The sequence below is a fragment of the Chromohalobacter sp. genome, from assembly GCF_039830575.1.
Taxonomy (GTDB): domain Bacteria; phylum Pseudomonadota; class Gammaproteobacteria; order Pseudomonadales; family Halomonadaceae; genus Chromohalobacter; species Chromohalobacter israelensis.
Map to the genome: position 1 here is coordinate 262,962 of NZ_JBDOOX010000003.1, position 21,853 is coordinate 284,814.

Annotated in this window: 22 protein-coding genes; 16 read left to right on the top strand and 6 right to left on the bottom strand. The window is 63.7% G+C overall.

Going from position 1 to position 21,853, the window contains the following annotated elements:
* Positions 1-216 precede the first annotated feature (216 nt).
* The 6 genes from ABGX75_RS02205 to ABGX75_RS02230 all read right to left on the bottom strand — a co-directional run bounded on the left by ABGX75_RS02205 (position 217) and on the right by ABGX75_RS02230 (position 6,955).
* The gene (locus ABGX75_RS02205; RefSeq protein WP_218781736.1) at positions 217-1,812 is read right to left on the bottom strand and encodes a bifunctional aminoglycoside phosphotransferase/ATP-binding protein; all 1,596 of its coding nucleotides are present in this window, start codon (positions 1,810-1,812) and stop codon (positions 217-219) included.
* A gap of 19 nt (positions 1,813-1,831) precedes the next feature.
* The gene (hemL, locus tag ABGX75_RS02210) at positions 1,832-3,121 is read right to left on the bottom strand and encodes a glutamate-1-semialdehyde 2,1-aminomutase (protein WP_287124507.1); all 1,290 of its coding nucleotides are present in this window, start codon (positions 3,119-3,121) and stop codon (positions 1,832-1,834) included.
* A gap of 103 nt (positions 3,122-3,224) precedes the next feature.
* Positions 3,225-3,887 (bottom strand): thiamine phosphate synthase, encoded by a 663-nt coding sequence (thiE, locus tag ABGX75_RS02215; RefSeq protein WP_347410819.1) that lies wholly within the window; start codon positions 3,885-3,887, stop codon positions 3,225-3,227.
* A complete protein-coding gene (locus ABGX75_RS02220; RefSeq protein WP_011508592.1) occupies positions 3,884-4,714 on the bottom strand; it encodes a hydroxymethylpyrimidine/phosphomethylpyrimidine kinase in 831 nt (276 codons plus the stop codon). Before ABGX75_RS02220 ends, thiE begins: the two co-directional genes overlap by 4 nt.
* Entirely contained in the window at positions 4,714-5,145 is a 432-nt protein-coding gene (gene hemJ / locus ABGX75_RS02225) for a protoporphyrinogen oxidase HemJ (protein ID WP_011508591.1), read from the bottom strand. Before hemJ ends, ABGX75_RS02220 begins: the two co-directional genes overlap by 1 nt.
* A gap of 76 nt (positions 5,146-5,221) precedes the next feature.
* Entirely contained in the window at positions 5,222-6,955 is a 1,734-nt protein-coding gene (locus ABGX75_RS02230; RefSeq protein WP_035414092.1) for a chloride channel protein, read from the bottom strand.
* Between the two features lie 276 nt (positions 6,956-7,231).
* Here ABGX75_RS02230 and erpA point away from each other — a divergent pair, with 276 nt between their 5' ends.
* From erpA to atpD, 16 genes are all read left to right on the top strand, one after another.
* Positions 7,232-7,585, top strand: a complete 354-nt coding sequence (gene erpA / locus ABGX75_RS02235; protein WP_347410818.1) for an iron-sulfur cluster insertion protein ErpA — start codon at positions 7,232-7,234, stop codon at positions 7,583-7,585.
* 141 nt (positions 7,586-7,726) lie between these two features.
* Positions 7,727-8,491 carry a transporter substrate-binding domain-containing protein gene (locus tag ABGX75_RS02240; RefSeq protein ID WP_011508588.1) on the top strand — a complete coding sequence of 255 codons (765 nt, stop codon included), beginning with the start codon at positions 7,727-7,729 and terminating at the stop codon, positions 8,489-8,491.
* Between the two features lie 129 nt (positions 8,492-8,620).
* Positions 8,621-9,292 carry an amino acid ABC transporter permease gene (locus tag ABGX75_RS02245; protein ID WP_035414094.1) on the top strand — a complete coding sequence of 224 codons (672 nt, stop codon included), beginning with the start codon at positions 8,621-8,623 and terminating at the stop codon, positions 9,290-9,292.
* Between the two features lie 10 nt (positions 9,293-9,302).
* On the top strand, positions 9,303-10,073 hold the full coding sequence (locus ABGX75_RS02250) for an amino acid ABC transporter ATP-binding protein (RefSeq protein WP_035414095.1): 771 nt from the start codon (positions 9,303-9,305) through the stop codon (positions 10,071-10,073).
* Positions 10,074-10,674: 601 nt separating this feature from the next.
* A complete protein-coding gene (gene mnmG / locus ABGX75_RS02255) occupies positions 10,675-12,570 on the top strand; it encodes a tRNA uridine-5-carboxymethylaminomethyl(34) synthesis enzyme MnmG (RefSeq protein ID WP_347410817.1) in 1,896 nt (631 codons plus the stop codon).
* Positions 12,567-13,193, top strand: a complete 627-nt coding sequence (gene rsmG, locus ABGX75_RS02260; protein WP_011508584.1) for a 16S rRNA (guanine(527)-N(7))-methyltransferase RsmG — start codon at positions 12,567-12,569, stop codon at positions 13,191-13,193. Before mnmG ends, rsmG begins: the two co-directional genes overlap by 4 nt.
* A gap of 51 nt (positions 13,194-13,244) precedes the next feature.
* A complete protein-coding gene (locus tag ABGX75_RS02265) occupies positions 13,245-14,012 on the top strand; it encodes a ParA family protein (protein WP_011508583.1) in 768 nt (255 codons plus the stop codon).
* A gap of 40 nt (positions 14,013-14,052) precedes the next feature.
* On the top strand, positions 14,053-14,973 hold the full coding sequence (locus ABGX75_RS02270; protein ID WP_011508582.1) for a ParB/RepB/Spo0J family partition protein: 921 nt from the start codon (positions 14,053-14,055) through the stop codon (positions 14,971-14,973).
* Between the two features lie 216 nt (positions 14,974-15,189).
* Positions 15,190-15,588 carry an ATP synthase subunit I gene (locus ABGX75_RS02275; RefSeq protein WP_179152401.1) on the top strand — a complete coding sequence of 133 codons (399 nt, stop codon included), beginning with the start codon at positions 15,190-15,192 and terminating at the stop codon, positions 15,586-15,588.
* A gap of 16 nt (positions 15,589-15,604) precedes the next feature.
* Positions 15,605-16,468: a F0F1 ATP synthase subunit A gene (atpB, locus tag ABGX75_RS02280; RefSeq protein WP_011508580.1), complete on the top strand. Its 864-nt coding sequence runs from the start codon at positions 15,605-15,607 to the stop codon at positions 16,466-16,468.
* Between the two features lie 52 nt (positions 16,469-16,520).
* Positions 16,521-16,769: a F0F1 ATP synthase subunit C gene (atpE, locus tag ABGX75_RS02285; RefSeq protein WP_011508579.1), complete on the top strand. Its 249-nt coding sequence runs from the start codon at positions 16,521-16,523 to the stop codon at positions 16,767-16,769.
* A 68-nt stretch (positions 16,770-16,837) separates the two neighbouring features.
* Complete coding sequence (locus ABGX75_RS02290) at positions 16,838-17,308, top strand: F0F1 ATP synthase subunit B (RefSeq protein WP_011508578.1); 471 nt, start codon at positions 16,838-16,840, stop codon at positions 17,306-17,308.
* Positions 17,309-17,319: 11 nt separating this feature from the next.
* Positions 17,320-17,856, top strand: coding sequence for a F0F1 ATP synthase subunit delta (locus ABGX75_RS02295; RefSeq protein WP_011508577.1), 537 nt, complete (start codon positions 17,320-17,322; stop codon positions 17,854-17,856).
* A 16-nt stretch (positions 17,857-17,872) separates the two neighbouring features.
* Positions 17,873-19,417: a F0F1 ATP synthase subunit alpha gene (gene atpA, locus ABGX75_RS02300; protein WP_011508576.1), complete on the top strand. Its 1,545-nt coding sequence runs from the start codon at positions 17,873-17,875 to the stop codon at positions 19,415-19,417.
* 66 nt (positions 19,418-19,483) lie between these two features.
* A complete protein-coding gene (gene atpG / locus ABGX75_RS02305) occupies positions 19,484-20,362 on the top strand; it encodes a F0F1 ATP synthase subunit gamma (protein WP_011508575.1) in 879 nt (292 codons plus the stop codon).
* A gap of 87 nt (positions 20,363-20,449) precedes the next feature.
* Positions 20,450-21,826 carry a F0F1 ATP synthase subunit beta gene (gene atpD, locus ABGX75_RS02310; RefSeq protein ID WP_011508574.1) on the top strand — a complete coding sequence of 459 codons (1,377 nt, stop codon included), beginning with the start codon at positions 20,450-20,452 and terminating at the stop codon, positions 21,824-21,826.
* Positions 21,827-21,853 lie beyond the last annotated feature (27 nt).

The following is a 21,853-nucleotide window of genomic DNA, read 5'->3' on the forward strand; positions in this document are numbered from 1 at the left end:
ACGCAGCGTTTCATGCGTCGTCGTGCCCGTATGACTGAGCATGCAGGCATAAAAAAAGCCGCTCCCGAAGAGCGGCTCAATGTCATGAGACCCACATCGTTCACTCACGCCATGAGTGCACATGGTTACCCTGAACAGACGAAGACAGGATGTCGCGAGAATGTGACGAACGCGTGTCGGCCACACGACATTGCGATGACATGCGCGATTTCAACTTCAGCGAAGCTGAATACGCTCCTGGATCATCGACACCAGCGTGAGATTGGCGTCCGGTGCCGTGGTATCGAGATGCACCAGGTGACTCAGTTCGTCGTCGGCGAAAGGCTCGAAGCGTGCCAGCTGACGTTCGAGCACCTCGAGGCCCGCCTCCGACGGATCGCCGCCGCGCTGGGCCCGTTTCTCGATGCGCGCACGCAAGGTCTGGGTATCGGCCTCGAAGCTCACCATCAGCACGGCCAGCCCGCGTCGTTCGGCTTCGAAGCACAGCTGCGCGCGCTGAGCGCGTGTCAGACAGGTGGCATCGACGCAGGCAGGCAGACCCGACTCCAGCAGGATGCCCGCCAGCTCGGCCAGGCGCGCATAGGTACGCTCGCTCGCCTGGGGCGTGTAGATATCGCCTCCCGCTCGCGTATCGGCCTGGGCCTCGAAGCCATACAGCCGCTTGCGTTCGATATCCGAGCGCACTCGTACGCCCCCCAGGCGACGCACCATCTCGCCGGTGAAACGGCTCTTGCCGCTGCCGGAAACCCCGACCCCGACCACCAGGTACGGAAAGCGAAACTCGCTGTAGCGCTCGGCCAAGGCCATGTAGCAGTGGTAATCCGCCAGCACGGCCTCGCGCTCCTCGGGCGTCAACTGCTCCTGGTGATAATGCAGGAGCGCCACCTTGACGCGTACCAAGGCACGGTACAGCTTGTAATAGGCCAGCAGGCGTACCAGTTCGTAATCGCCGGAGAGTTCCAGATAGCGATTGAGGACATGGTTGGCATAGGCCTGCTCGCCACGTGCCTCGAGATCCATCAACAAGAATGCCAGCTCGCAGCCGACATCGTTCCAGCGCAGCTCGGCGTTGAACTCCAGCCCGTCGAACAGCAGCGCGCGTCCCTCGAAATGCACCGCGTTGCCGAGATGGATATCGCCATGGGTTTCGCGCACGTAGCCCTCGCGCCAGCGCCGCTCGAATTCGTGTTCGAGCCGCGCGAAGCTATCCAGGCTCCAGGTCTCGAGACGCGATAGTCGCTCGCGTTCCTCCTGTCCCTCGAGACGCGCCTCGATCAAGCGAAACTCACGGTCCAGGGTCCGCCGCACGGTATCCGGCGAGCCCAGTTGACTGTCCCCGCTCACCCGCGGCGCCTCCTCGTGGAAGGCCACCAGTTGCGCGACGAGATCGTCGAGCAGTTCCTCGGACAACTCGCCGCTGGCCTGCAAGGTGCTGAACAAGTGACGATTGCTGAATTGACGCATCTTGACCGCGTACTCGAACGGCGTACCGCTCCCTCCCAGGCTCGGCGCCTCGGGCGTGCCGGTGATCGCGACCGTGTCGAGGTACAACGCCGGGGCAAGGCGACGGTTGAGACGCACCTCCTGCTCGCAGAGCCGGCGCCGTTTTTCCAGCGTGGAAAAGTCCAGAAAGCTGCCGAAATCCAGCGGTTTCTTGATCTTGTAGGCATAGTCCCCCGTGAGGATGACCCATGAAACATGCGTCTCGTACACCTCGATCCGGCTCACCGGATGGTCGAATCCCCGGCCCTGGCGCAATGCCTCGATCAATGCCTGGCTCACTGAGCGTTCCCCCGCGTCCCGTCGTTCCATTGCCCGTTCATCCGCCACCTCAGGCGTTCTCGAGCGTCGCCAATACCTGCTCGGCGGCATCCAGCGTGGCCTGGATATCGTCGGGCGTGTGCGCGCTGGACATGAAGCCCGCCTCGAACGGTGACGGCGCAAGATAGACGCCGTGTTCGAGCATGCCGAGGAAGAAACGCCGGAAGGTATCGGCGTTGCAGGCCGTCGCTTGCGCGAAATTATCGACACGTTGCTGGGCGGTGAAGAAGACCCCGAACATGCCACCCGCACGTTGCGTGATCAGGTCGACACCGGCCTCCCGAGCACGGGCTTCCAGGCCGTCGCAGAGGGTTGCCACGCGTTCGGCGAGCGCGTCGTGAAAGCCCGGCTGGCGAATCTTCTCCAGCAGCGCGATACCGGCGGCCATGGCCAGCGGATTGCCGGCCAGCGTGCCTGCCTGGTAGATCGGTCCCAGCGGCGAGAGCTGCTCCATGATCTCGCGCGTGCCGCCGAAGGCGCCCACCGGCATGCCGCCACCGACGATCTTGCCCAGGCAGGTCAAATCCGGGGTGACGCCGAAATGCGCCTGAGCGCCGCCCAGCGCCACGCGAAAGCCGGTCATTACCTCGTCGAAGATCAAGACGCTGCCATGCGCATCGCAGATCTCGCGCAATCCCTTGAGGAAGTCGGGCTGCGGCGGAATGCAGTTCATGTTGCCCGCCACCGGTTCGACGATGATGCCGGCGATCTCGTCGCCCAGTTCGGCGAAACACGCGCGTACCGCGTCCAGGTCGTTGTAGGGCAGCGTCACGGTGTGTTCGGCCAGGGAGGCGGGCACACCGGGCGAGCTGGGCTCGCCGTGGGTCAGCGCGCCGGAACCGGCCTTGACCAGCAGCGAGTCGGAGTGCCCGTGGTAGTTGCCCTCGAACTTGACGATCTTGTCACGGCCGGTATGGCCGCGCGCCAGGCGGATCGCCGACATGGTGGCCTCGGTGCCCGAGTTGACCATGCGCACCATGTCGATCGACGGCATGATCTCGCAGATCAACTCCGCCATGCGCGTCTCGATGGCGGTCGGCGTGCCGAAAGACAAGCCATCGTCGAGACGGCTGCGGACCGCACCCAGCACGTCGGGATCGGCGTGGCCGGTGATCAACGGCCCCCAGGAGCCGACGTAATCGATATAGCGCTGCCCTTCGACATCGTAGAGGTAAGCCCCCTGGGCGCGTTCCACGAAGACCGGCGCGCGTTCCATGCCCTTGAAGGCACGCACGGGGGAATTCACACCGCCGGGGATGTGACGGCAAGCCTGCTCGAAGAGTTGTGCGGACGTGGTCATGACTTCCTCTGGCTGTGTGTGGCTAAGATAACGTGTCGCAAAAGAAACTGTGGATAACTCTCTGGACAGGTCGAACAACTCGCCGTTCGACTCTGTGGATAAATCAGCGCTGTGCCGCGTCGCCGAGACTCGCCTGCAATGCCCTGACGGCAGCGGCGGGATCGCCGGGACCGAAGACGGCATGCACGGTGGCCAGCAGGTCCGCCCCGGCCTCACGGGCTAGACGCATAGTGTGGACGTCGAGCCCCCCGATCGCCACACGCGGCAGGCCGAAACGTGCCGCCTCGCCGAGCAGGTCGAGGGAGGCCGGCGGCGCCTCCGGCTTGGTGCGCGAGGCGAAGAAGCGACCGAAGGCCAGGTAACTGGCGCCTTCGGCCGCCGCGCGCTCGGCCAGATCCAGGCGCGCATGACAGGTGGCGCCGATGATCGCCTCGTCGCCCAGGGCTTGACGTGCATCACGCAGCGAGCCATCCCGCTGGCCGAGATGCAAACCGACATGCGATCCGACGCGTGACCGCAGACGCGCCGCCAGGGCGATATCGTCATTGACGATCAACGGCACGCCGGCCGCATGGCAACGCGCAGCCAGCCCCGAGGCCTGACGCCAGCGCTTGCCCGCGTCCGCCGACTTGTCGCGATACTGCAAAAGCGCCAGTCCCGCCTCGAGGGCTCGCTCGCATGCCGCAAACAGATGAGCGTCATCGGGCAGCAGCGTCGCATCGGTGATGGCGTAAATGCCGCGTGTCCAATCCGGCGTCCGGTTCATGTCGCCTCGCTTTCGAAAGGCGGCAGCCGCCACAGGCGATCGGGCAAGGCCTGGCCGCGTCCCGGTCGCTGGGCGTGCACCAGGCTGTCCCAGGCCACGCGCTGTGCCTGACCGCAGGCCTCGATCAACGACTCGCCGCATGCCAGCCGCGCCGCCAGCGACGCCGCCAGGGTACAGCCCGAACCGTGATACTCCCCCGCCAGGCGCGGCCAGCGCCATTGGCGACTATTGTCGGGAGTATGCAGGGTGTGGACAACCTCATCGCGGCGGCGCGCGTCGGGGTCTTCCTCCCAGGCGTCGGCCCCGGTCACCAGGATCGCCTGCGCGCCCAGCGACATCAGTTCCACGACCCGATCCACCTCACCGCCGGTGGCGGTACTCAGGCGCATCAGTTCCTGGCGGTTGGGCGTCAGCATGTCGACCAGCGGCAGCAGCTGTTCGCGCAACAGTGGCACGCAGTCGTCGGGGGCCATCGCCGCACCGCCCCCCGCCCGCAGCACCGGGTCGACGACCAGGGGCAGGTTGGGATGGGCCCGCGCCACGGCGATGACCGCCTCCAGGGACGCGCGATCGGCGACCAGGCCCACCTTGATGGCACTGATCTCGATATCGGCGAACAATGCCTCACAGGCGCTTTCGATGCTCTCCCGCGAGCACGGCATGACGCGCCGCACGTCGCGCGTGGTCTGTACCGTCAAGGCGGTAGGGACCGTCAACGGCCAGCCACCGCAAGCGCGAATGGCCTCGGCGTCGGCGGTCAATCCCGCCCCGCCCGTCGGATCGTGACCGGCCAGCACCAGGACCGCCGGCAGCGTCGGGACAGCCATCAAAACGGCTTGAGCACGACGAGCAGGATGATGACCACGAGCAGCAGCGTGGGAATGCCATTGAAGGCCCGGAAGAACGTCGCGCTCTTGTGGCAGCGTTCGGCCGCGAATTGCTTGAGATAGGCCAGACACACGTGGTGATAACCGATCAGGCCGGCCACCAGCAGCAACTTGGCATAGAACCACTCGTCATCCATGAAGCCCGGCACCAGATAAAGCAACAACCCGCCGAAGACGACCGCCACGATCATCGAGGGCAGCATGATGCCCTTGTAGAGACGCCGCTCCATGTTCAGGAAATACGCCATCACCTGGGTCTCTCCCCGGTCGCGTGCATCGGCATGGTAGGCAAACAATCGAGGCAGGTAGAACAGCGCCGCGAACCAGGTCACGACGGCGATGAGATGCAGCGATAAGATCCATTGATACATGGTGACTCCTCAATGCCAGCCCCTGCCCACACCGCCGGACATAGCGTCCGCGAATGAAGACATTCCTCGCTGGGGATCATTTGTAACGGTAGTAGTTCTCGATGGCGTCGCGGGTGATGATACCCGAAATCTTGCGGATGAGGGGCGCCGTGGTGTGCTCGACATACAGGACATCGACCCCCTGTTTGTTGAGCTGTTCGAAGGCTTCGGAGAGCGTCGCCTGCAGGGCGATCGGTGCCATGTCGACCCGCTGGCCGGGAATCTCCAGCAGGTCGAAACGCGTCTCGTCCTGCCACTGCTCGTCGAGCATCAGGCGTGCCAGTCCGGCGGCCTTGAGACCCACGGGGGGCTTGCCGTCCTCGCGCGTGATCACCAGCCAGGTCGGCTTCCCGGCAAGCAGCTCCTGAGCCTGGGCCCGCGTCAGTATGCGCGGCGCGCGGGCCACGCTGCGCTCCATGACGGCCGGTACCGCGACCCGCGACAGGGCCTGCATCAAGGGGCGTTGCAGGGGATGAAGTCCCTGGCTGTCCAGCGTCGAGATGAAGAACCCCGAGCAGTGATACCCCTGGCGCGACACCAGAACCGCGATCACCACCGCCAGCATGCCCGGCAGCAGGATGCTCGAGTTGTGGGTCAGTTCCAGCAATGCCATCAGCGCCGCCAGAGGCGCCTGCAGCACGGCCCCCATCATGGCCGCCATGCCCAGCAACGAAAAGACCACCGGCGAGGATGCCAGACCCGGCAGCAGGGTCGCCCACAGCAGTCCGCACAGCGTGCCGAAGGCCGCGCCCGCCACCAGGATCGGCCCGATGATGCTCACCGGCACGCCGAAGGCGATGGCCAGGGCCGTCAGCGCCAGTTTGCCCAGCGCCACGACGATCAGGACATCCAGGGCCGGCTCACCGACGAGCATGCGCTCCAGCGAGTCATAGCCCATGCCCTGCACCTGGGGATACCACCAGGCCACCGCGCCCACCGCCAGGCCCACTGCCAGAAAGCGCCCCCACACCGGCCAGCGCGTCTGCCAGGTCGCCGGTTTGGCGAGACGCACGAACGCCCCCGCCACCAGACCGATCAGCAACGCCGTGACGGCGATCCAGGGCAGATCGAACAACGACGCCAGTTGCACGCTGGGCACCGAGAAGGCGGGCTGCGAACCGTAGGCCAGTTGCGAGACCACGGCGCCGGTGGTCGACGCGAGAATCACCGGCATGAAGCCGGTGATGGTGTACTCCATCATCACCACTTCCATGGCGAAGATGACCCCGGCGATGGGCGTATTGAACGAGGCCGCGATACCCGCGGCGGTACCGCAGCCGACCAGTACCCGGAGACTGTTGTGCGGCAGGCGCATGGTCTGACCGATCCAGCTCGAAGCCGCCGCGCCGAGATGGATCGCCGGCCCTTCACGCCCCGCGGAAAGACCGCCCAGCAGAGCGACGAGCCCGACCCACCACTGGGTCATCCAGTTGCGCAACGGCATCTTGCCCTGATGGTAGGTGAGACGCTCGATGACATGGCCGATGCCGATCTTGCCGGCACCGTTCGGCATGCGCCACAGCCACACGCCGATCAGCCCCACGGCCATCAGCGGCAGCACGACGCGCACCGGCCCCGCGAGGCGCTCGAACGCCTCGGGATCGCCGCCCGGCATGAAAGCCAGCGCCCCCAGCTCCAGCAGCCCCCGGAATCCCACCATCAAGCCGCCGGTCAACACCCCCGAGAGTACGCCCAGCACGCAAAGCTGCGGCAAGGCATCGACGCTTGCCAGGCGACGTCGGAAACTTTCCAGGCTGGGCCGTTTGAACATGGCGCGAAAGCGAGGCGATGGCACACTGATCTCCCTGTGAGCGGTCGATCTCCGCCGGGGCAAAGGGGCAGCGGTGCGGCCAGGCCCCAGCGTGAGCGCGCCACCCATCGGTGGCGCGATGCTCTATCATACACCTTAGCGCTTGTGGATAGGCAGCGTCCGCCCCGTCGACGATGCCGCGAAGACAACGCCGTGAATGCAAAGTTGACCGTTTTGCTTGGTCTTCACGATAATAGGCATCCATATGCCATACGATGGATTCAAGGAGGGCCACCCATGAGCGGGGCTGAATCGTTCGTCCCGGCGCCCATGTACTTGACCGATGCCGCCGCCCAACGTCTGGGCGCCCTGGTCGAGGAAGAGGGCAATCCGGGGCTCAAGTTGCGCGTCTACGTCACCGGAGGAGGCTGTTCCGGCTTCCAGTACGGTTTCGACTTCGCCGATACCGTCGGCGACGAAGACACCATCATCGAGAATGGCTCGGCCTCGATGGTCGTCGATGCACTGTCCTACCAGTATTTGGTGGGGTCGACGGTGGACTTCGAGGAAGGTCTCGCCGGCGCGCGTTTCATCATCAAGAACCCCAACGCCACGTCCACTTGTGGCTGCGGCGCGTCGTTCGCCGTCTAAGCGTCGCCCATGCCTGTCGGGCGTCCGTCTCGCGGATGCCCCCTTACCTCTCCCAGCGTTCCCCACGCCGCCACTTGACGCCCCCCGCGGGACTCGTCAATGTAGAAACGGTCCCATCAACAACACCAATCGGGGAACAACATGAAACACCTACCGCTTCGCCTTTCCGCGCTCGCCCTGGCCATGGGCATCGGCGGCACCGCCCTCGCCCAGGAGACACCGACACTCGCCGTGGCGACCGACCCCAGCTTCGTGCCCTTCGAGATGATGGACGAAGAGAGCGGCGAGATGGTCGGGTTCGATATCGACATCATCAATACCATTGCCGATAGAGCCGGCTTCGAGGTCGACCTCAACACCATGGACTTCAACGGCATCATCCCCGCCGTGCAGACCGGTAACGTCGATATCGCCATCGCCGGCATCACCATCACCGACGAACGCAGCGAGATCGTCGATTTTTCCGACCCTTACTACGACAGCGGTCTGCGCATCCTGGTCCCCAGCAGCAATGACGACGTCGAGGAAATCGACGACCTCGAAGGCATGCGCATCGGCACCAAGATCGGTTCCACCAGCTACGATTACCTGCAGGAAGAACTCGGCGAGGACGCCGAGATCACGCCGTACCCGGGCAGCGCCGACATGTACATGGCACTGATGGGGGGCAGCGTCGATGCCGTCTTCTACGACGCGCCCAACGTCGGCTACTTCGCCCAGACCAAGGGCGAAGGCAGGACCAAGGTCGTCGGGCCGCTCTACGAAGGCCAGCAATACGGCATCGCCTTCGTCAAGGGCAGCAAGTGGGTAGAGCCCGCCAACGAAGCGCTCAGCGAGATGCGCGAAGACGGCACCTACGACGAAATCTACCAGAAGTGGTTCGGCAAGGCGCCCGACGCCGAATAAGCGCATCAGTACCCTTCCAGGGGGCCGGGTGGCCGATCGCCCGGCCCCTTTTCATGAGCACTACATCCACCGTAAGCGTCGTCGCCTCGTTGCGGCCGCACGCCGAGGCGCGACCCTGGAGACACTTTCGTGGACGTCAACTTCCAGTTCGACTGGCAGGCGGCCATCGCCTCCATTCCACACCTGCTGACCGGGATTCCCTGGACGCTGCTGATCTCGTTCGGCGGCCTGGCCATCGGTTTCGTCATCGGCATCATCTTCGGCTTGCTGCGCATCAACCCTCTGCGCGTGCTGCGCTGGCCCGCCATCGCCTATATCGAAGTGTTCCGTGGCACACCGGTACTCGTGCAGGTGCTGTTCATCTTCTATGGACTGCCGCAACTGCTGGGCGGGCCGATCAACGCGGTAGTGGCGGGCATCGCCGCCATCGCCCTCAACGCCGGCGCCTACATCTCGGAAATCGTGCGTGGCGGGGTGCAGTCGATCGAAAAGGGCCAGCGCGAAGCAGGACTATCGCTGGGCCTGTCGCGCATCGACACGTTCCGCTACATCATCTGGCCACAAGCCTTGCGCCGCATGATCCCCGCATTGGGCAACCAGGGCATCGTCAGCATCAAGGACACGTCGCTGTTCTCGGTCATCGGCGTCGGTGAGCTGGTGCGCCAGGGACAGGTCTACATCGCCACCACGTTCACCGCCCTGGAAGTCTATTTCATGGTCGCCATGCTGTATCTGGTGATCACCCTGAGTCTCTCTATCGCCTTGCGTCTGCTCGAACGCAAGGGTCTGGTCGGACAATGAGGCGCCCATCATGAGTGATAACGCACAAGCTTCCGCCGCGCCGATCGTGCAGTTGGAGAAGGTCAACAAATACTTCGGCAAGCTGCACGTGATGCAGGACATCGATCTCGAGATCACCGCCGGCGAGGTGGTCGTCATCATCGGCGCCAGCGGCTCCGGGAAATCCACGTTCATCCGCTGCGTCAACGGTCTGGAAGAGTTCCAGTCCGGCCGCATCATCGTCGATGGCAACGAACTCACACCGTACGGCAAGGGGGGCAAATCGCTGCAGACCATCCGGACCGAGGTCGGCATGGTCTTCCAGCAGTTCAACCTGTTTCCGCATCTGTCGGTACGGGCCAACGTCACGCTGGCCCCCACCCGGGTCCGCGGTCTGGACGATGCCCAGGCATCCAAAATTGCGGATCGCCTTCTCGAACGGGTCGGCATCAGCGATCAGGCCGACAAGTACCCCGGGCAGCTCTCAGGGGGCCAGCAACAGCGTGTCGCCCTGGCCCGCGCCCTGGCGATGGAACCGCGCCTGATGCTGTTCGACGAGCCCACCTCGGCACTCGATCCGGAAATGATCGGCGAGGTACTCGATGCCATGCGCGAACTGGCCAGCGAAGGCATGACCATGATGATCGTCACCCACGAGATGGGCTTCGCCCGCGAGGTCGCCGATCGCGTCATCTTCGTCCACGCCGGACGCATCGTCGAACAGGGCTCGCCCAGCCAGGTCTTCGACCATCCCCAGCACGAGCGTACCCAAGCCTTCCTCTCCCGCGTGCTCAAGCACTGACCTTTTCCCGACTCTCCCCCTCGACTGACGCCACGATCCCCTCGCGGATCGTGGTGTTGCCGTGCGTTGTCACGGCGCTTCACAGGCCGATTTCACGCCTGTGGACAATATTTTTTTCCTGCCCATGAAATATCGCCTCCAGCCCCCGTCACTACGGGGTTCCAGAGACGCGTGCCTGACTGTTGACGGCTACGGGGGGCGATCAGGTATACACCCGTGGATAAGTGGTGCACGTTTCGCGGTGTGGACAACCGGCATTTTCATGCACAGGGCGTCCCCTTCCTGCACGCAGCCTGTCTGCCGCTTCTACAACGTTCGACTAACATCGCAAGCAATTGTGAATGAAAGATTTTTAACCCTTATCCACAGATTTGGTCCACACCAGTAGTTACAACAGCAACAGAACTTCTTTCTACATACTTATTATTATTTATAGACCCAAGGACGAAGACACCACCGGCGGACAATCCATGTGTGGAAAACCCTGACGGTTACTCACAAGGGGTTTATACTGTCCGGCTATTTCCCAGGCGCCGTCCTCGCTCGATGACGCCTGTCGACATGTACGACCGCAGCCAGACGCTGCGATTCGAGGTGCAACGTGGATTACCCAGACCGCTTTGATGTGATCGTCATCGGCGGTGGTCATGCGGGGACAGAAGCCGCATTGGCTGCCGCTCGCATGGGCTGTCAAACGTTACTGCTGACCCATAACATCGAGACGCTCGGGCAGATGTCCTGCAATCCGGCCATTGGCGGGATCGGCAAGAGTCATCTGGTCAAGGAAATCGATGCCCTGGGCGGCGCCATGGCGCATGCCACCGATCTGGGTGGCATCCAGTTCCGGGTGCTCAATGCCCGCAAGGGACCGGCGGTGCGCGCCACGCGGGCCCAGGCCGACCGGGTGCGCTACAAGGCAGCGATTCGCGGCATGCTGGAAAACCAGCCCAACCTGACGTTGTTTCAGCAGGCCGCGGACGACCTGATCGTGGAAAACGACACGGTCCGCGGAGTCGTGACGCAGACCGGCATTCGCGTGTTCGGCGAGAGCGTTGTGCTGTGCACCGGTACCTTCCTGGGTGGCGTTATCCACATCGGGTTGGATCATCATGCCGGGGGGCGTGCCGGTGATCCGCCCTCCAATGCCCTTGCGCAGCGGCTGCGTGCCCTGCCGTTTCACGTCGACCGGCTCAAGACCGGGACTCCCCCGCGTCTGGACGCCAAGAGCGTGGATTTCTCGGTGCTCGAGACCCAGCCCGGCGACGACCCGACCCCGGTGATGTCGTATCTGGGCCGTCGGGATCAGCATCCGCGTCAGGTCGCGTGCCACATCGCTCACACCAATGCGCGCACGCACGAGATCATCCATGCCAACCTCGATCGCTCGCCGATGTATTCCGGCGTGATCGGCGGCGTGGGCCCGCGCTATTGCCCGTCCATCGAGGACAAGGTCAACCGCTTCGCCGACAAGTCGAGCCATCAGATCTTCGTCGAGCCGGAGGGGCTGGATACCCACGAGCTCTATCCCAACGGGATCTCGACCTCGTTGCCCTTCGACGTGCAGTTCGAGGTCGTGCGCTCGATAAAGGGGTTCGAAAACGCGCATATCACGCGTCCCGGTTACGCCATCGAGTACGATTTCTTCGATCCCCGCGATCTCAAGCACTCGCTGGAAACCAAATTTATCCACAACCTGTTTTTCGCCGGCCAGATCAACGGCACGACGGGGTACGAGGAAGCCGCAGCCCAGGGGCTGCTGGCGGGTCTCAACGCGGCACGCCGTGCCCAGGGCCAGGAGGCCTGGTCGCCACGCCGCGACGAGGCTTACCTGGGCGTGCTGGTCGACGACCTGATCACCATGGGCACCCAGGAGCCCTACCGCATGTTCACCTCGCGTGCCGAGCATCGTCTGCTGCTGCGCGAGGACAACGCCGACTTGCGTCTCACCGAGATCGGACGCGAACTGGGACTGGTCGACGATACGCGCTGGGCGCACTTCTCGACCAAGCGCGAAGCGATCGCGCGGGAGACCGAACGTCTGCGCGAGACGTGGGTACAGCCGAGCAGCGAGCTGGCCAAGCGTCTGTCGGGCAAGCTCGACAAGCCGCTGGCGCGTGAATATCGCCTCGCGGATCTGCTCAAGCGGCCCGAGCTGAACCACGCCGATCTCGCCGACGACGCGCCCGAGCTCGATCCGGCCGTCGCCGAGCAGGTACAGATCCAGGCTAAGTATCAGGGGTACATCGCACGCCAGCAGGACGAGATCGATCGTCTGCGTCGCCACGAGGCCCTGCGTCTGCCCGAGGACCTGGACTACGCCCGCATCGATGGGCTGTCCCACGAGATTCGCCAGAAGCTCGAGGCGGCACGACCCGAGACGCTCGCGCAGGTGGGACGCATCTCCGGCGTGACGCCGGCGGCCGTATCGCTGTTGCTGGTTCACCTCAAGAAGCGGCGTCTGATCGAGGATCAGGACGTCCAGGCGGTCAATGCATGACGCCGGCCTGCGAAGCGCGTCTCGACGCCGGCCTGGCCGAACTGGGACTCGAGGTCGACGCCACCGCGCGCGAGCGCCTGCTGGCGCTGCTTGCGTTGTTGCACAAGTGGAATCGCGCCTATAACCTCACCGCGGTACGTGATCCCGAGCAGATGGTCACGCGCCATCTGCTCGATAGCGCCAGCGTGGCGACCGCCGTACGCGGTCCCCGCTTGCTCGACGTGGGGGCCGGCGCGGGGTTGCCGGGCCTGGTTCTGGCGATTCTCGACCCGTCGCTCGAGGTGACCATGCTCGACGGCAACGGCAAGAAAGTACGCTTCCAGCGCCAAGCCGTTCTAGAGTTGGGGCTTGAGAACGTCACGCCCGTGCAGGCGCGAGTGGAACACTTCACGACGCGCGATTTCGATCAGATCGTCTCGCGGGCCTTCGCTCAACTGGCGACGTTCGTCGAGCTCACGCGCCCGCTGCTGGCCGAAGGCGGCGAGTGGCTGGCGATGAAGGGGCGCGACGCGGCGTCCGAACTCGCCGAGCTGCCGCCGGACGTGACACTGATCGAGCGCCGTGATCTCGAGGTACCCGGCGATGCGGCCCAGCGCGTGCTGCTGCGCCTGCGACGTGCCTGAATGCCACCAGCGCTGCCGTTTTCGGGAGTTGTCGATTAAAGGGAGTCGATCGTGACCAAGATAATCGCCTTGACCAACCAGAAGGGCGGCGTGGGCAAGACCACCACCGCGGTCAATCTCGCTGCCTGCCTCGCCGCGCTGGACAAGCGAGTGCTGTTGGTCGACCTCGACCCCCAGGGCCATGCCACCATGGGCAGCGGCATCGACAAGCATGAGCTCGATGGCAGCGTGCTCGAGGTATTGCTCGAGGGACGCCGTGCCAGCGAGGTCATCCTCGACTGCCCCGATGCCGGCTATGCCCTGCTGCCCGGCAACGGCGACCTGACCGCTGCCGAGGTCGATCTGCTCGACCGCGACGGTCGCGAGCGTTGCCTGGGCGAGGCCCTGGGCAGCGTGGCGGCCAGCTACGACGTGGTCATCATCGACTGTCCGCCGTCCCTCAACATGCTGACCGTCAATGCCTTGACCGCGGCGGACGGGGTGCTGATCCCGCTGCAATGCGAGTTCTACGCCCTGGAAGGCCTCTCCGCCTTGCTGGACACCGTCGAACAGATCCAGGCCAGCGTGAACCCCTCGCTCGAGGTATTCGGCATCGTGCGCACCATGTACGACGCGCGCAATAGCCTGACGCGCGACGTCAGCAAGCAATTGAGCCAGTATTTCGGCGACACCCTGCTCAAGGCGACCATTCCGCGCAACGTTCGCGTCGCCGAGGCGCCGAGCCATGGCCTGCCGGTCACCAAGTATGCCCGCTTGTCGCGGGGCAGCCAGGCCCACCGGGTGCTGGCGAAGGAACTGATTCGCCGTCTGTCGCTATGAACCGCGACGGGCGTGCGGGAGACGATTCGAGGGAATGCCTATGACGCGCAAACGCGCACTGGGACGCGGCCTGGATGCCTTGATCGGGGCGGGCGCGCGTCATCGCGATACGGTCGGCGGCGAGGGGCTTGCCGGCGATGTCGTGCTGGAACCCGCCCAGGCGCCTGCCGGCGAGGAGCAGGAACGCTTGATGCGCCTGCCGCTGGGGCAGTTGAGTCGAGGCAAGTACCAGCCGCGTCGTGACATTCAGCCGGAGTCGCTCGAAGAACTCGCCGACTCGATTCGCGCGCAGGGCGTCATGCAGCCCATCGTGGTGAGACCGGTGGGCGAGTCGCGCTACGAAATCATCGCCGGTGAACGGCGCTGGCGCGCGGCGCAGCTGGCGGAACTCGACGTCATCCCGGCGGTGGTGCGCGAGGTCAGCGACGAAGCGGCCCTCGCCCTGGCGCTGATCGAGAACATCCAGCGCGAAAACCTCAATCCGGTGGAAGAGGCCATGGCGCTGAAGCGTCTGCTCGACGATTTCGAGCTCACGCAACAGCAGGTGGCCGATGCCGTCGGCAAGTCGCGTGCCCAGGTCGCCAATCTGTTGCGGTTACTGAGCCTCGACGAGGAAGTGCAGACCCTGCTCGAGCGCGGCGACCTGGACATGGGGCATGCACGTGCCCTGCTGACGCTTCCCGCCGCGCGTCAGCGCAGCATCGCCCGCGAGGTCGTCGAGCGCGACCTGACGGTGCGCCAGACGGAAGCCCTGGCCAAGCGCGATCCGCGTGACAAGGTCGCCGACAAGCCGAAGAGCGCCGCGCGCGACAACGCCGATGTCGCACGGCTCGAAACGCGTCTGGCCGAGCTGCTCGGTGCCCCGGTCAAGATTCAGCACGGCGCCTCGGGCAAGGGGCGTGTCACGATCCGCTATACCAGCCTCGACGAGCTGGATGGGATCCTGGGGCACATTCGTTGATATCGGCGGCCTGTGCGGTGTGACAAAATGCCGCAGTAAACGTTTAGCACGTTAACGTTATTTGCCGCTTTTTCGTGCCCCTTTAGTGGTAAAGGTCTGCCAGATCGCGCTAATTCGGTGCAGGTTCGGTTGAAGGGCATTAGGCCCTCCCCTATAATCCGCCGAGGTTTGTCCAGGCGGCAACGCCAGCGGAAAGAGGACGGCACGACCGACGCCATGCACAAGACGGCACCGGCCAGACTCAAGGGCCCACGATTGTTTCCCCTGCTGACGTTGCAGCTCTGCATGGTCCTTGCGATGGCCGTGGCGGCGCTGGTATCGACCACGCCCGAGGCGGCGTTGTCGGTCTTGCTGGGAGGGGCCGTGGCCTGGTTGCCCAACGTCTTTTTCGCCTGGCAGACCTTTCGCCATCGGGGGGCATCGCAAGCGCGCAACATCGTAAAGAGTTTCTATCGAGCCGAGGCCGGCAAGTTCGGTTTGACGGCGGCACTGTTCACTCTGGTTTTCGTGGCCGTGCCTCCCTCAAACCCCGCTTTCTTCTTTGGCGCTTACGTGGTGACGCAGTTGGCGCATTGGCTGGGACCCTGGCTGTTGCGTCGACCGTCGCGCACTTGAACTCGAGGCTAACTCAATGGCAGGCAACAATCCGACCTCTTCGGAGTATATCCAGCACCACCTGCAAAACATGACCTTCGGGCTACATCCGGAGAATGGGCTGGGGCTGGCACATTCCGCACAGGAAGCTCAGGAAATGGGCTTCTGGGCCATTCATCTGGACACCATGGGCTGGTCGATCGGTCTGGGGGTTCTGTTCCTCTGGCTGTTCCGCTCGGTGGCCAAGTCGGTCTCCACGGGCGTGCCCGGCGGACTCCAGAACTTCGTCGAGATGATGGTCGAGTTCGTCGACAATTCGGTGCGCGAGACGTTTCACGGCAAGAGCAAGCTGATCGCGCCGCTGTCGCTGACGATCTTCTGCTGGATCTTCCTGATGAACCTCATGGACCTGGTGCCGGTGGACTTTCTGCCGATGCTGGCGCAGAAGATCGGCGCCTGGTTCGGTGCCGACCCGGCGCACGTCTACTTCAAGGTCGTTCCCACGACCGATGTCAACGCGACGCTGGGCATGTCCCTGGCAGTCTTCGCATTGATCATCTTCTACAGCATCCGCAGCAAGGGCCTTTCCGGCTTCCTGGCCGAGCTGACGCTGCATCCGTTCAACGCCTCCAATCCGTTCGTGCAGGCCCTGCTGATTCCCGTCAACTTCCTGCTGGAAGCGGTGACCCTGCTGGCCAAGCCAGTATCGCTGGCGCTACGTCTGTTCGGCAACCTCTATGCGGGCGAGCTGATCTTCATCCTGATTGCCATGATCGGCCTGTGGCAGCTGCCCCTGCACTTCGCGTGGGCGACCTTCCACATCCTGATCATCACGCTGCAGGCGTTCATCTTCATGATGCTGACGATCGTCTACCTGAGCATGGCGACGGAAAAGCACTAACCGGTTTTCTCAACCCCAACCCCTTAAACCTTGAAATAAACTGGAGTCAATCATGGAAGCACAAGTTCTGGGCATGACCGCTATCGCCGTCTCCCTGCTGATCGGTCTGGGCGCCCTGGGCACCGCCATCGGTTTCGGTATCCTGGGTGGCAAGTTCCTCGAAGGTGCCGCGCGTCAGCCGGAAATGATCCCGCAGCTGCAGGTGAAGATGTTCATCGTCGCCGGCCTGCTCGACGCCGTGACCATGATCGGTGTGGGTATCGCACTGTTCTTCACCTTCGCCAATCCGTTTGTCGGTTAACTTCGCCGTTCGGCCCCGCGGGGCCTCGGTGACCTTAACCCCAAACTTGTGATGCGAGAGGTGCTGGCGTGAATCTGAACCTAACCCTGATCGGTCAGGCCATAGCCTTCGCGGTTTTCGTCTGGTTCTGCATGAAGTTTGTATGGCCGCCGGTCATGCAGGCGCTGCAGGAGCGGCAAAAGAAGATCGCCGATGGCCTGGATGCGGCCAGCCGTGCGACTCGCGACCTTGAGCTGGCTCAGGAGCAAGCAGCCGAGCAGCTCAAGGAAAGCAAGGAGCAGGCGGCCCAGATCATCGAACAAGCCCATAAGCGGGCCAACCAGATGATCGAGGAAGCGCGTGACAACGCTCGTCTCGAAGGAGAGCGCATGATCGAAAGCGCTCGCGGCGAGATCGAGCAGGAGACTCAGCGCGCGAAGGAAGAGTTGCGGACCCAGGTGGCGGCACTCGCCATCCAGGGGGCCGAGCGTATCCTCGACTCCTCCATTGATGAAGCCAAGCATCGTGAGCTTGTCGACAAGCTCGCGGCCGAGCTCTGAGGAGGTGAGGCATGGCTGAAACGTCTACCGTAGCTCGCCCGTACGCCAAGGCGGCGTTCGAGTATGCGCGCGACCACAAGGCGCTGGAAGCCTGGTCCGGACAACTGGCGTCGGCGAAGCAAGTGGCAGCCGACGCCGACTTCGATGCCAAGGTAGTGAGCAACCCCAAGCTGTCGCACGATCAGAAGACAGCGTTGCTCCTCGAAGTCTGCGGCGAACTCGACGAGTCGCTTTGCAATTTCATCCGTACCGTTGGCTCGCGAGGGCGGCTCGCCGCCCTGCCGGCGATCGCCGAGCAATTTGAGGTGCTGCGTGCCGAAGAGGAGAAGCGGGTCGACGTGACCATCGTCTCCGCCTTCGATCTGGATGCCGCACAGCAGGACAAGCTCGCGACCGCGCTGAAGAAGCGTCTCAACCGCGAAATCTCCATTACCACTCGGGTGGATCGTGCGCTGATGGGCGGCGTGATCCTGCGTGCCGGCGACACCGTCATCGACGGTTCGGTACGCGGTCGATTGACGCGCCTGCGCGACGCACTTTCCGCTTGAGTTCGAGGGACATGGCATGCAGCAACTGAATCCTTCCGAGATCAGCGACATCATCAAACAGCGTATCGAAAAGCTGGATGTCGCATCCGAAGCCCGCAACGAAGGTACCGTCGTCAGCGTTTCCGACGGTATCGTGAAGATCCACGGTCTCGCCGACGCGATGTTCGGCGAGATGATCGAGTTTCCCGGCAGCATCTTCGGCATGGTGCTCAACCTCGAGCGCGACAGCGTCGGTGCCGTGGTGCTGGGTGACTATCTGCAGCTCGAAGAGGGCATGACCGCCCAGTGTACCGGTCGTATCCTCGAAGTGCCGGTAGGCCCGGAACTGATCGGCCGCGTGGTCGACCCCCTCGGTGTGCCGATCGACGGCAAGGGCGAGCTCGACACCAAACTGACCGATGCGGTGGAAAAGGTCGCCCCGGGCGTCATCACCCGTCAGTCCGTCGACGAGCCGATCCAGACCGGTCTCAAGTCCATCGACGCCATGGTGCCGATCGGCCGCGGTCAGCGCGAGCTGATCATCGGCGACCGTCAGATCGGCAAGTCGGCGATCGCCATCGACACCATCATCAACCAGAAAGGCAAAGGGGTGACGTGCGTCTACGTCGCCATCGGCCAGAAGCAGTCGACCATTGCCAACGTGGTGCGCAAGCTCGAAGAGCACGGTGCGATGGAACACACCATCGTCGTCGCCGCCGGCGCGGCCGATCCGGCGCCGATGCAGTTCCTGGCGGCGTATTCTGGCTGCACCATGGGCGAGTACTTCCGCGACCGTGGCGAAGACGCGCTGATCGTCTACGACGATCTCTCCAAGCAGGCCGTGGCCTATCGTCAGGTCTCGCTGCTGCTGCGTCGTCCGCCGGGCCGCGAAGCCTATCCGGGTGACGTCTTCTATCTCCACTCGCGTCTGCTCGAGCGTGCCGCGCGGGTCAACGCCGATCATGTCGAGAAGCTCACCAACGGTGAGGTCAAGGGCAAGACCGGTTCACTGACCGCGTTGCCGATCATCGAGACCCAGGGTGGTGACGTCTCCGCGTTCGTTCCGACCAACGTGATCTCGATCACCGACGGTCAGATCTTCCTCGAGACCAACCTCTTCAACTCCGGCGTGCGGCCGGCGATCAACGCGGGGCTTTCCGTTTCCCGCGTGGGTGGCAGCGCGCAGACCAAGATCATCAAGAAACTGGGCGGCAGCGTGCGCCTGGCCTTGGCGCAGTACCGCGAGTTGGCGGCGTTCTCGCAGTTCGCCTCGGATCTCGACGAAGCGACCCGCAAGCAGCTCGAACACGGTCAGCGCGTGACCGAACTGATGAAGCAGAATCAGTATTCACCGCTCTCCGTGGCCGAAATGGCGGTATCGCTGTATGCCGCCAACGAAGGCTTCCTGGACGATGTCGAGGTCAGCAAGGTGCTGGATTTCGAGCGTGCCCTGCATGCCTACATGAAATCCGAGCACGCCGAGTTGCTGGACAAGATCAACCAATCCGGCGGCTACGACGACGAGATCCAGCAGGGCCTCAAGTCCGGCCTCGAGACGTTCAAGTCCACTCAGACCTGGTGATGCGGGGCCCGGCCTCGTGCCGGGCCGGCATCCCATCCGAGTGGCTCGCAAGAGGGTGAGATCGAGATGGCAGCTGCAAAAGAGATTCGCACCCAGATCGGGAGCATCAAGAACACGCAGAAGATCACCAGTGCCATGGAAATGGTCGCTGCGTCGAAGATGCGCAAGGCCCAGGAACGCATGACGGCCAGCCAGCCCTATGCTCGGCTGATCCGTCGCGTGGTGAGCCATATCGCCAAGGCCAACCCGGAATATCGCCATGAGTACATGATCGAGCGCGAGGTGAAGCGCGTGGGCTATATCGTGGTCTCCAGTGACCGCGGTCTGGCCGGTGGCCTGAACATCAACGTGTTCAAGGCCGTGACGCGCGAAGCCAAGTATTGGCATGAACAGGGTGTCGAGGTCGATTACGCGGCCATCGGCTCCAAGGCCAACGTGTTCTTTCGCAACCATGGCGGCAACCTGGTGGCGGGTAAGAGCGGCCTGGGCGAAGCGCCGGCCGTCGATGACCTGATCGGGAGCGTCAGCGTCATGCTGAAGGCCTTCGACGAGGGACAACTGGATCGGCTTTACGTGGTGCACAACGAATTCGTCAACACCATGACGCAGAAGCCGATCGTACGTCAGTTGCTCCCCCTGGAGGCCGAAGCCGAGGCTGACGACGAAGAAGAGACACGTGCCAGCGGCAGCTGGGACTACCTGTATGAGCCGGATGCCAAGACCCTGCTCGACCATTTGCTGGTGCGCTATGTGGAATCGCAGGTGTATCAGGCGGTGGTCGAGAATGCGGCCTGTGAGCAGGCGGCGCGGATGATCGCGATGAAGAACGCGACCGACAATGCCGGCAATCTGATCGATGACCTGGAGTTGGTCTATAACAAGGCCCGTCAGGCCGCGATCACCCAGGAGATTTCGGAGATCGTCGGCGGCGCTGCTGCCGTATGACGACGCAGGTCCCGCCGGGGCGTCCCAGCGACCGACCCCGGGGTCCAGGCGAAGCAGGTTTCATTTGCAGGTATTAGAGGAACCAACATGAGCGGACGTATCGTACAAATCATCGGCGCGGTGATTGACGTAGAGTTTCCGCGGGACGCAGTGCCCAAGGTCTACGACGCGCTGAAGGTCTCCGACACCGAGACCATTCTGGAAGTGCAACAACAGCTGGGCGACGGGGTCGTGCGTGCCATCGCGATGGGCACCACCGAAGGCCTCAAGCGCGGCCTCGATGTCGTCAACAGCGGCTCGGCGATTTCCGTGCCGGTGGGCAAGGCCACCCTGGGACGTATCATGAACGTCCTTGGCGAGCCCATCGACGAAGCTGGCGAGATCGGCGAAGACGAGCGCATGCCGATTCACCGCAAGGCGCCCAGCTACGCGGAGCAGGCGGCTTCCAACGAGCTGCTGGAAACCGGCATCAAGGTCATCGACCTGGTGTGCCCGTTCGCCAAGGGCGGCAAGGTCGGCCTGTTCGGCGGCGCCGGGGTCGGCAAGACCGTCAACATGATGGAGCTGATCCGCAACATCGCCACCGAGCACAGCGGTTATTCCGTCTTCGCCGGGGTGGGGGAACGTACTCGCGAGGGTAACGACTTCTACCACGAGATGCAGGAATCCAACGTTCTCGACAAGGTGTCGCTGGTCTACGGGCAGATGAACGAGCCGCCGGGCAACCGCCTGCGCGTGGCGCTCACCGGCCTGACCATCGCCGAGAAGTTCCGTGACGACGGGCGTGACGTGCTGTTGTTCGTCGACAACATCTACCGTTACACCCTGGCCGGTACCGAGGTGTCCGCACTGCTCGGCCGCATGCCGTCCGCGGTGGGCTATCAGCCGACACTGGCGGAAGAAATGGGCGTGCTGCAGGAACGCATCACCTCGACCAAGACGGGGTCCATCACCTCCGTCCAGGCGGTCTACGTACCGGCGGATGACTTGACCGACCCCTCTCCGGCGACCACCTTCTCGCACCTCGATGCGACCGTGGTACTGGCGCGTTCCATCGCCGAGCTGGGGATCTACCCGGCCATCGACCCGCTGGATTCCACCTCGCGTCAGCTCGACCCGCTGACCGTCGGCGAGGAGCACTACAACACGGCACGTGGCGTGCAGGGCGTGTTGCAGCGCTACAAGGAACTCAAGGACATCATCGCCATCCTGGGGATGGACGAGCTGTCCGACGAAGACAAGCTGACCGTGTCGCGCGCGCGCAAGATCCAGCGCTTCCTGTCGCAGCCGTTCTTCGTCGCCGAGGTCTTCACCGGCGCCCCCGGCAAATATGTCTCCCTCAAGGAAACCATTCGTGGCTTCCAGGGAATCCTCGACGGGGAATACGACGACCTGCCCGAACAAGCCTTCTACATGGTTGGCACCATCGACGAAGCTGTCGAGAAAGCCAACAACATGAAGTAAGGCCATGCCCATACGGAAGATTCGGGG

Bases quoted from the DNA above. Each gene is read 5' to 3' on its own strand.
- ABGX75_RS02205 (WP_218781736.1), bottom strand. From the start codon at position 1,812: ATGGAACGACGGGACGCGGGGGAACGCTCAGTGAGCCAGGCATTGATC.
- hemL (WP_287124507.1), bottom strand. From the start codon at position 3,121: ATGACCACGTCCGCACAACTCTTCGAGCAGGCTTGCCGTCACATCCCC.
- thiE (WP_347410819.1), bottom strand. From the start codon at position 3,887: ATGAACCGGACGCCGGATTGGACACGCGGCATTTACGCCATCACCGAT.
- ABGX75_RS02220 (WP_011508592.1), bottom strand. From the start codon at position 4,714: ATGGCTGTCCCGACGCTGCCGGCGGTCCTGGTGCTGGCCGGTCACGAT.
- hemJ (WP_011508591.1), bottom strand. From the start codon at position 5,145: ATGTATCAATGGATCTTATCGCTGCATCTCATCGCCGTCGTGACCTGG.
- ABGX75_RS02230 (WP_035414092.1), bottom strand. From the start codon at position 6,955: ATGTTCAAACGGCCCAGCCTGGAAAGTTTCCGACGTCGCCTGGCAAGC.
- erpA (WP_347410818.1), top strand. From the start codon at position 7,232: ATGAGCGGGGCTGAATCGTTCGTCCCGGCGCCCATGTACTTGACCGAT.
- ABGX75_RS02240 (WP_011508588.1), top strand. From the start codon at position 7,727: ATGAAACACCTACCGCTTCGCCTTTCCGCGCTCGCCCTGGCCATGGGC.
- ABGX75_RS02250 (WP_035414095.1), top strand. From the start codon at position 9,303: ATGAGTGATAACGCACAAGCTTCCGCCGCGCCGATCGTGCAGTTGGAG.
- rsmG (WP_011508584.1), top strand. From the start codon at position 12,567: ATGACGCCGGCCTGCGAAGCGCGTCTCGACGCCGGCCTGGCCGAACTG.
- ABGX75_RS02270 (WP_011508582.1), top strand. From the start codon at position 14,053: ATGACGCGCAAACGCGCACTGGGACGCGGCCTGGATGCCTTGATCGGG.
- ABGX75_RS02275 (WP_179152401.1), top strand. From the start codon at position 15,190: ATGCACAAGACGGCACCGGCCAGACTCAAGGGCCCACGATTGTTTCCC.
- atpB (WP_011508580.1), top strand. From the start codon at position 15,605: ATGGCAGGCAACAATCCGACCTCTTCGGAGTATATCCAGCACCACCTG.
- atpE (WP_011508579.1), top strand. From the start codon at position 16,521: ATGGAAGCACAAGTTCTGGGCATGACCGCTATCGCCGTCTCCCTGCTG.
- ABGX75_RS02295 (WP_011508577.1), top strand. From the start codon at position 17,320: ATGGCTGAAACGTCTACCGTAGCTCGCCCGTACGCCAAGGCGGCGTTC.
- atpA (WP_011508576.1), top strand. From the start codon at position 17,873: ATGCAGCAACTGAATCCTTCCGAGATCAGCGACATCATCAAACAGCGT.
- atpG (WP_011508575.1), top strand. From the start codon at position 19,484: ATGGCAGCTGCAAAAGAGATTCGCACCCAGATCGGGAGCATCAAGAAC.
- atpD (WP_011508574.1), top strand. From the start codon at position 20,450: ATGAGCGGACGTATCGTACAAATCATCGGCGCGGTGATTGACGTAGAG.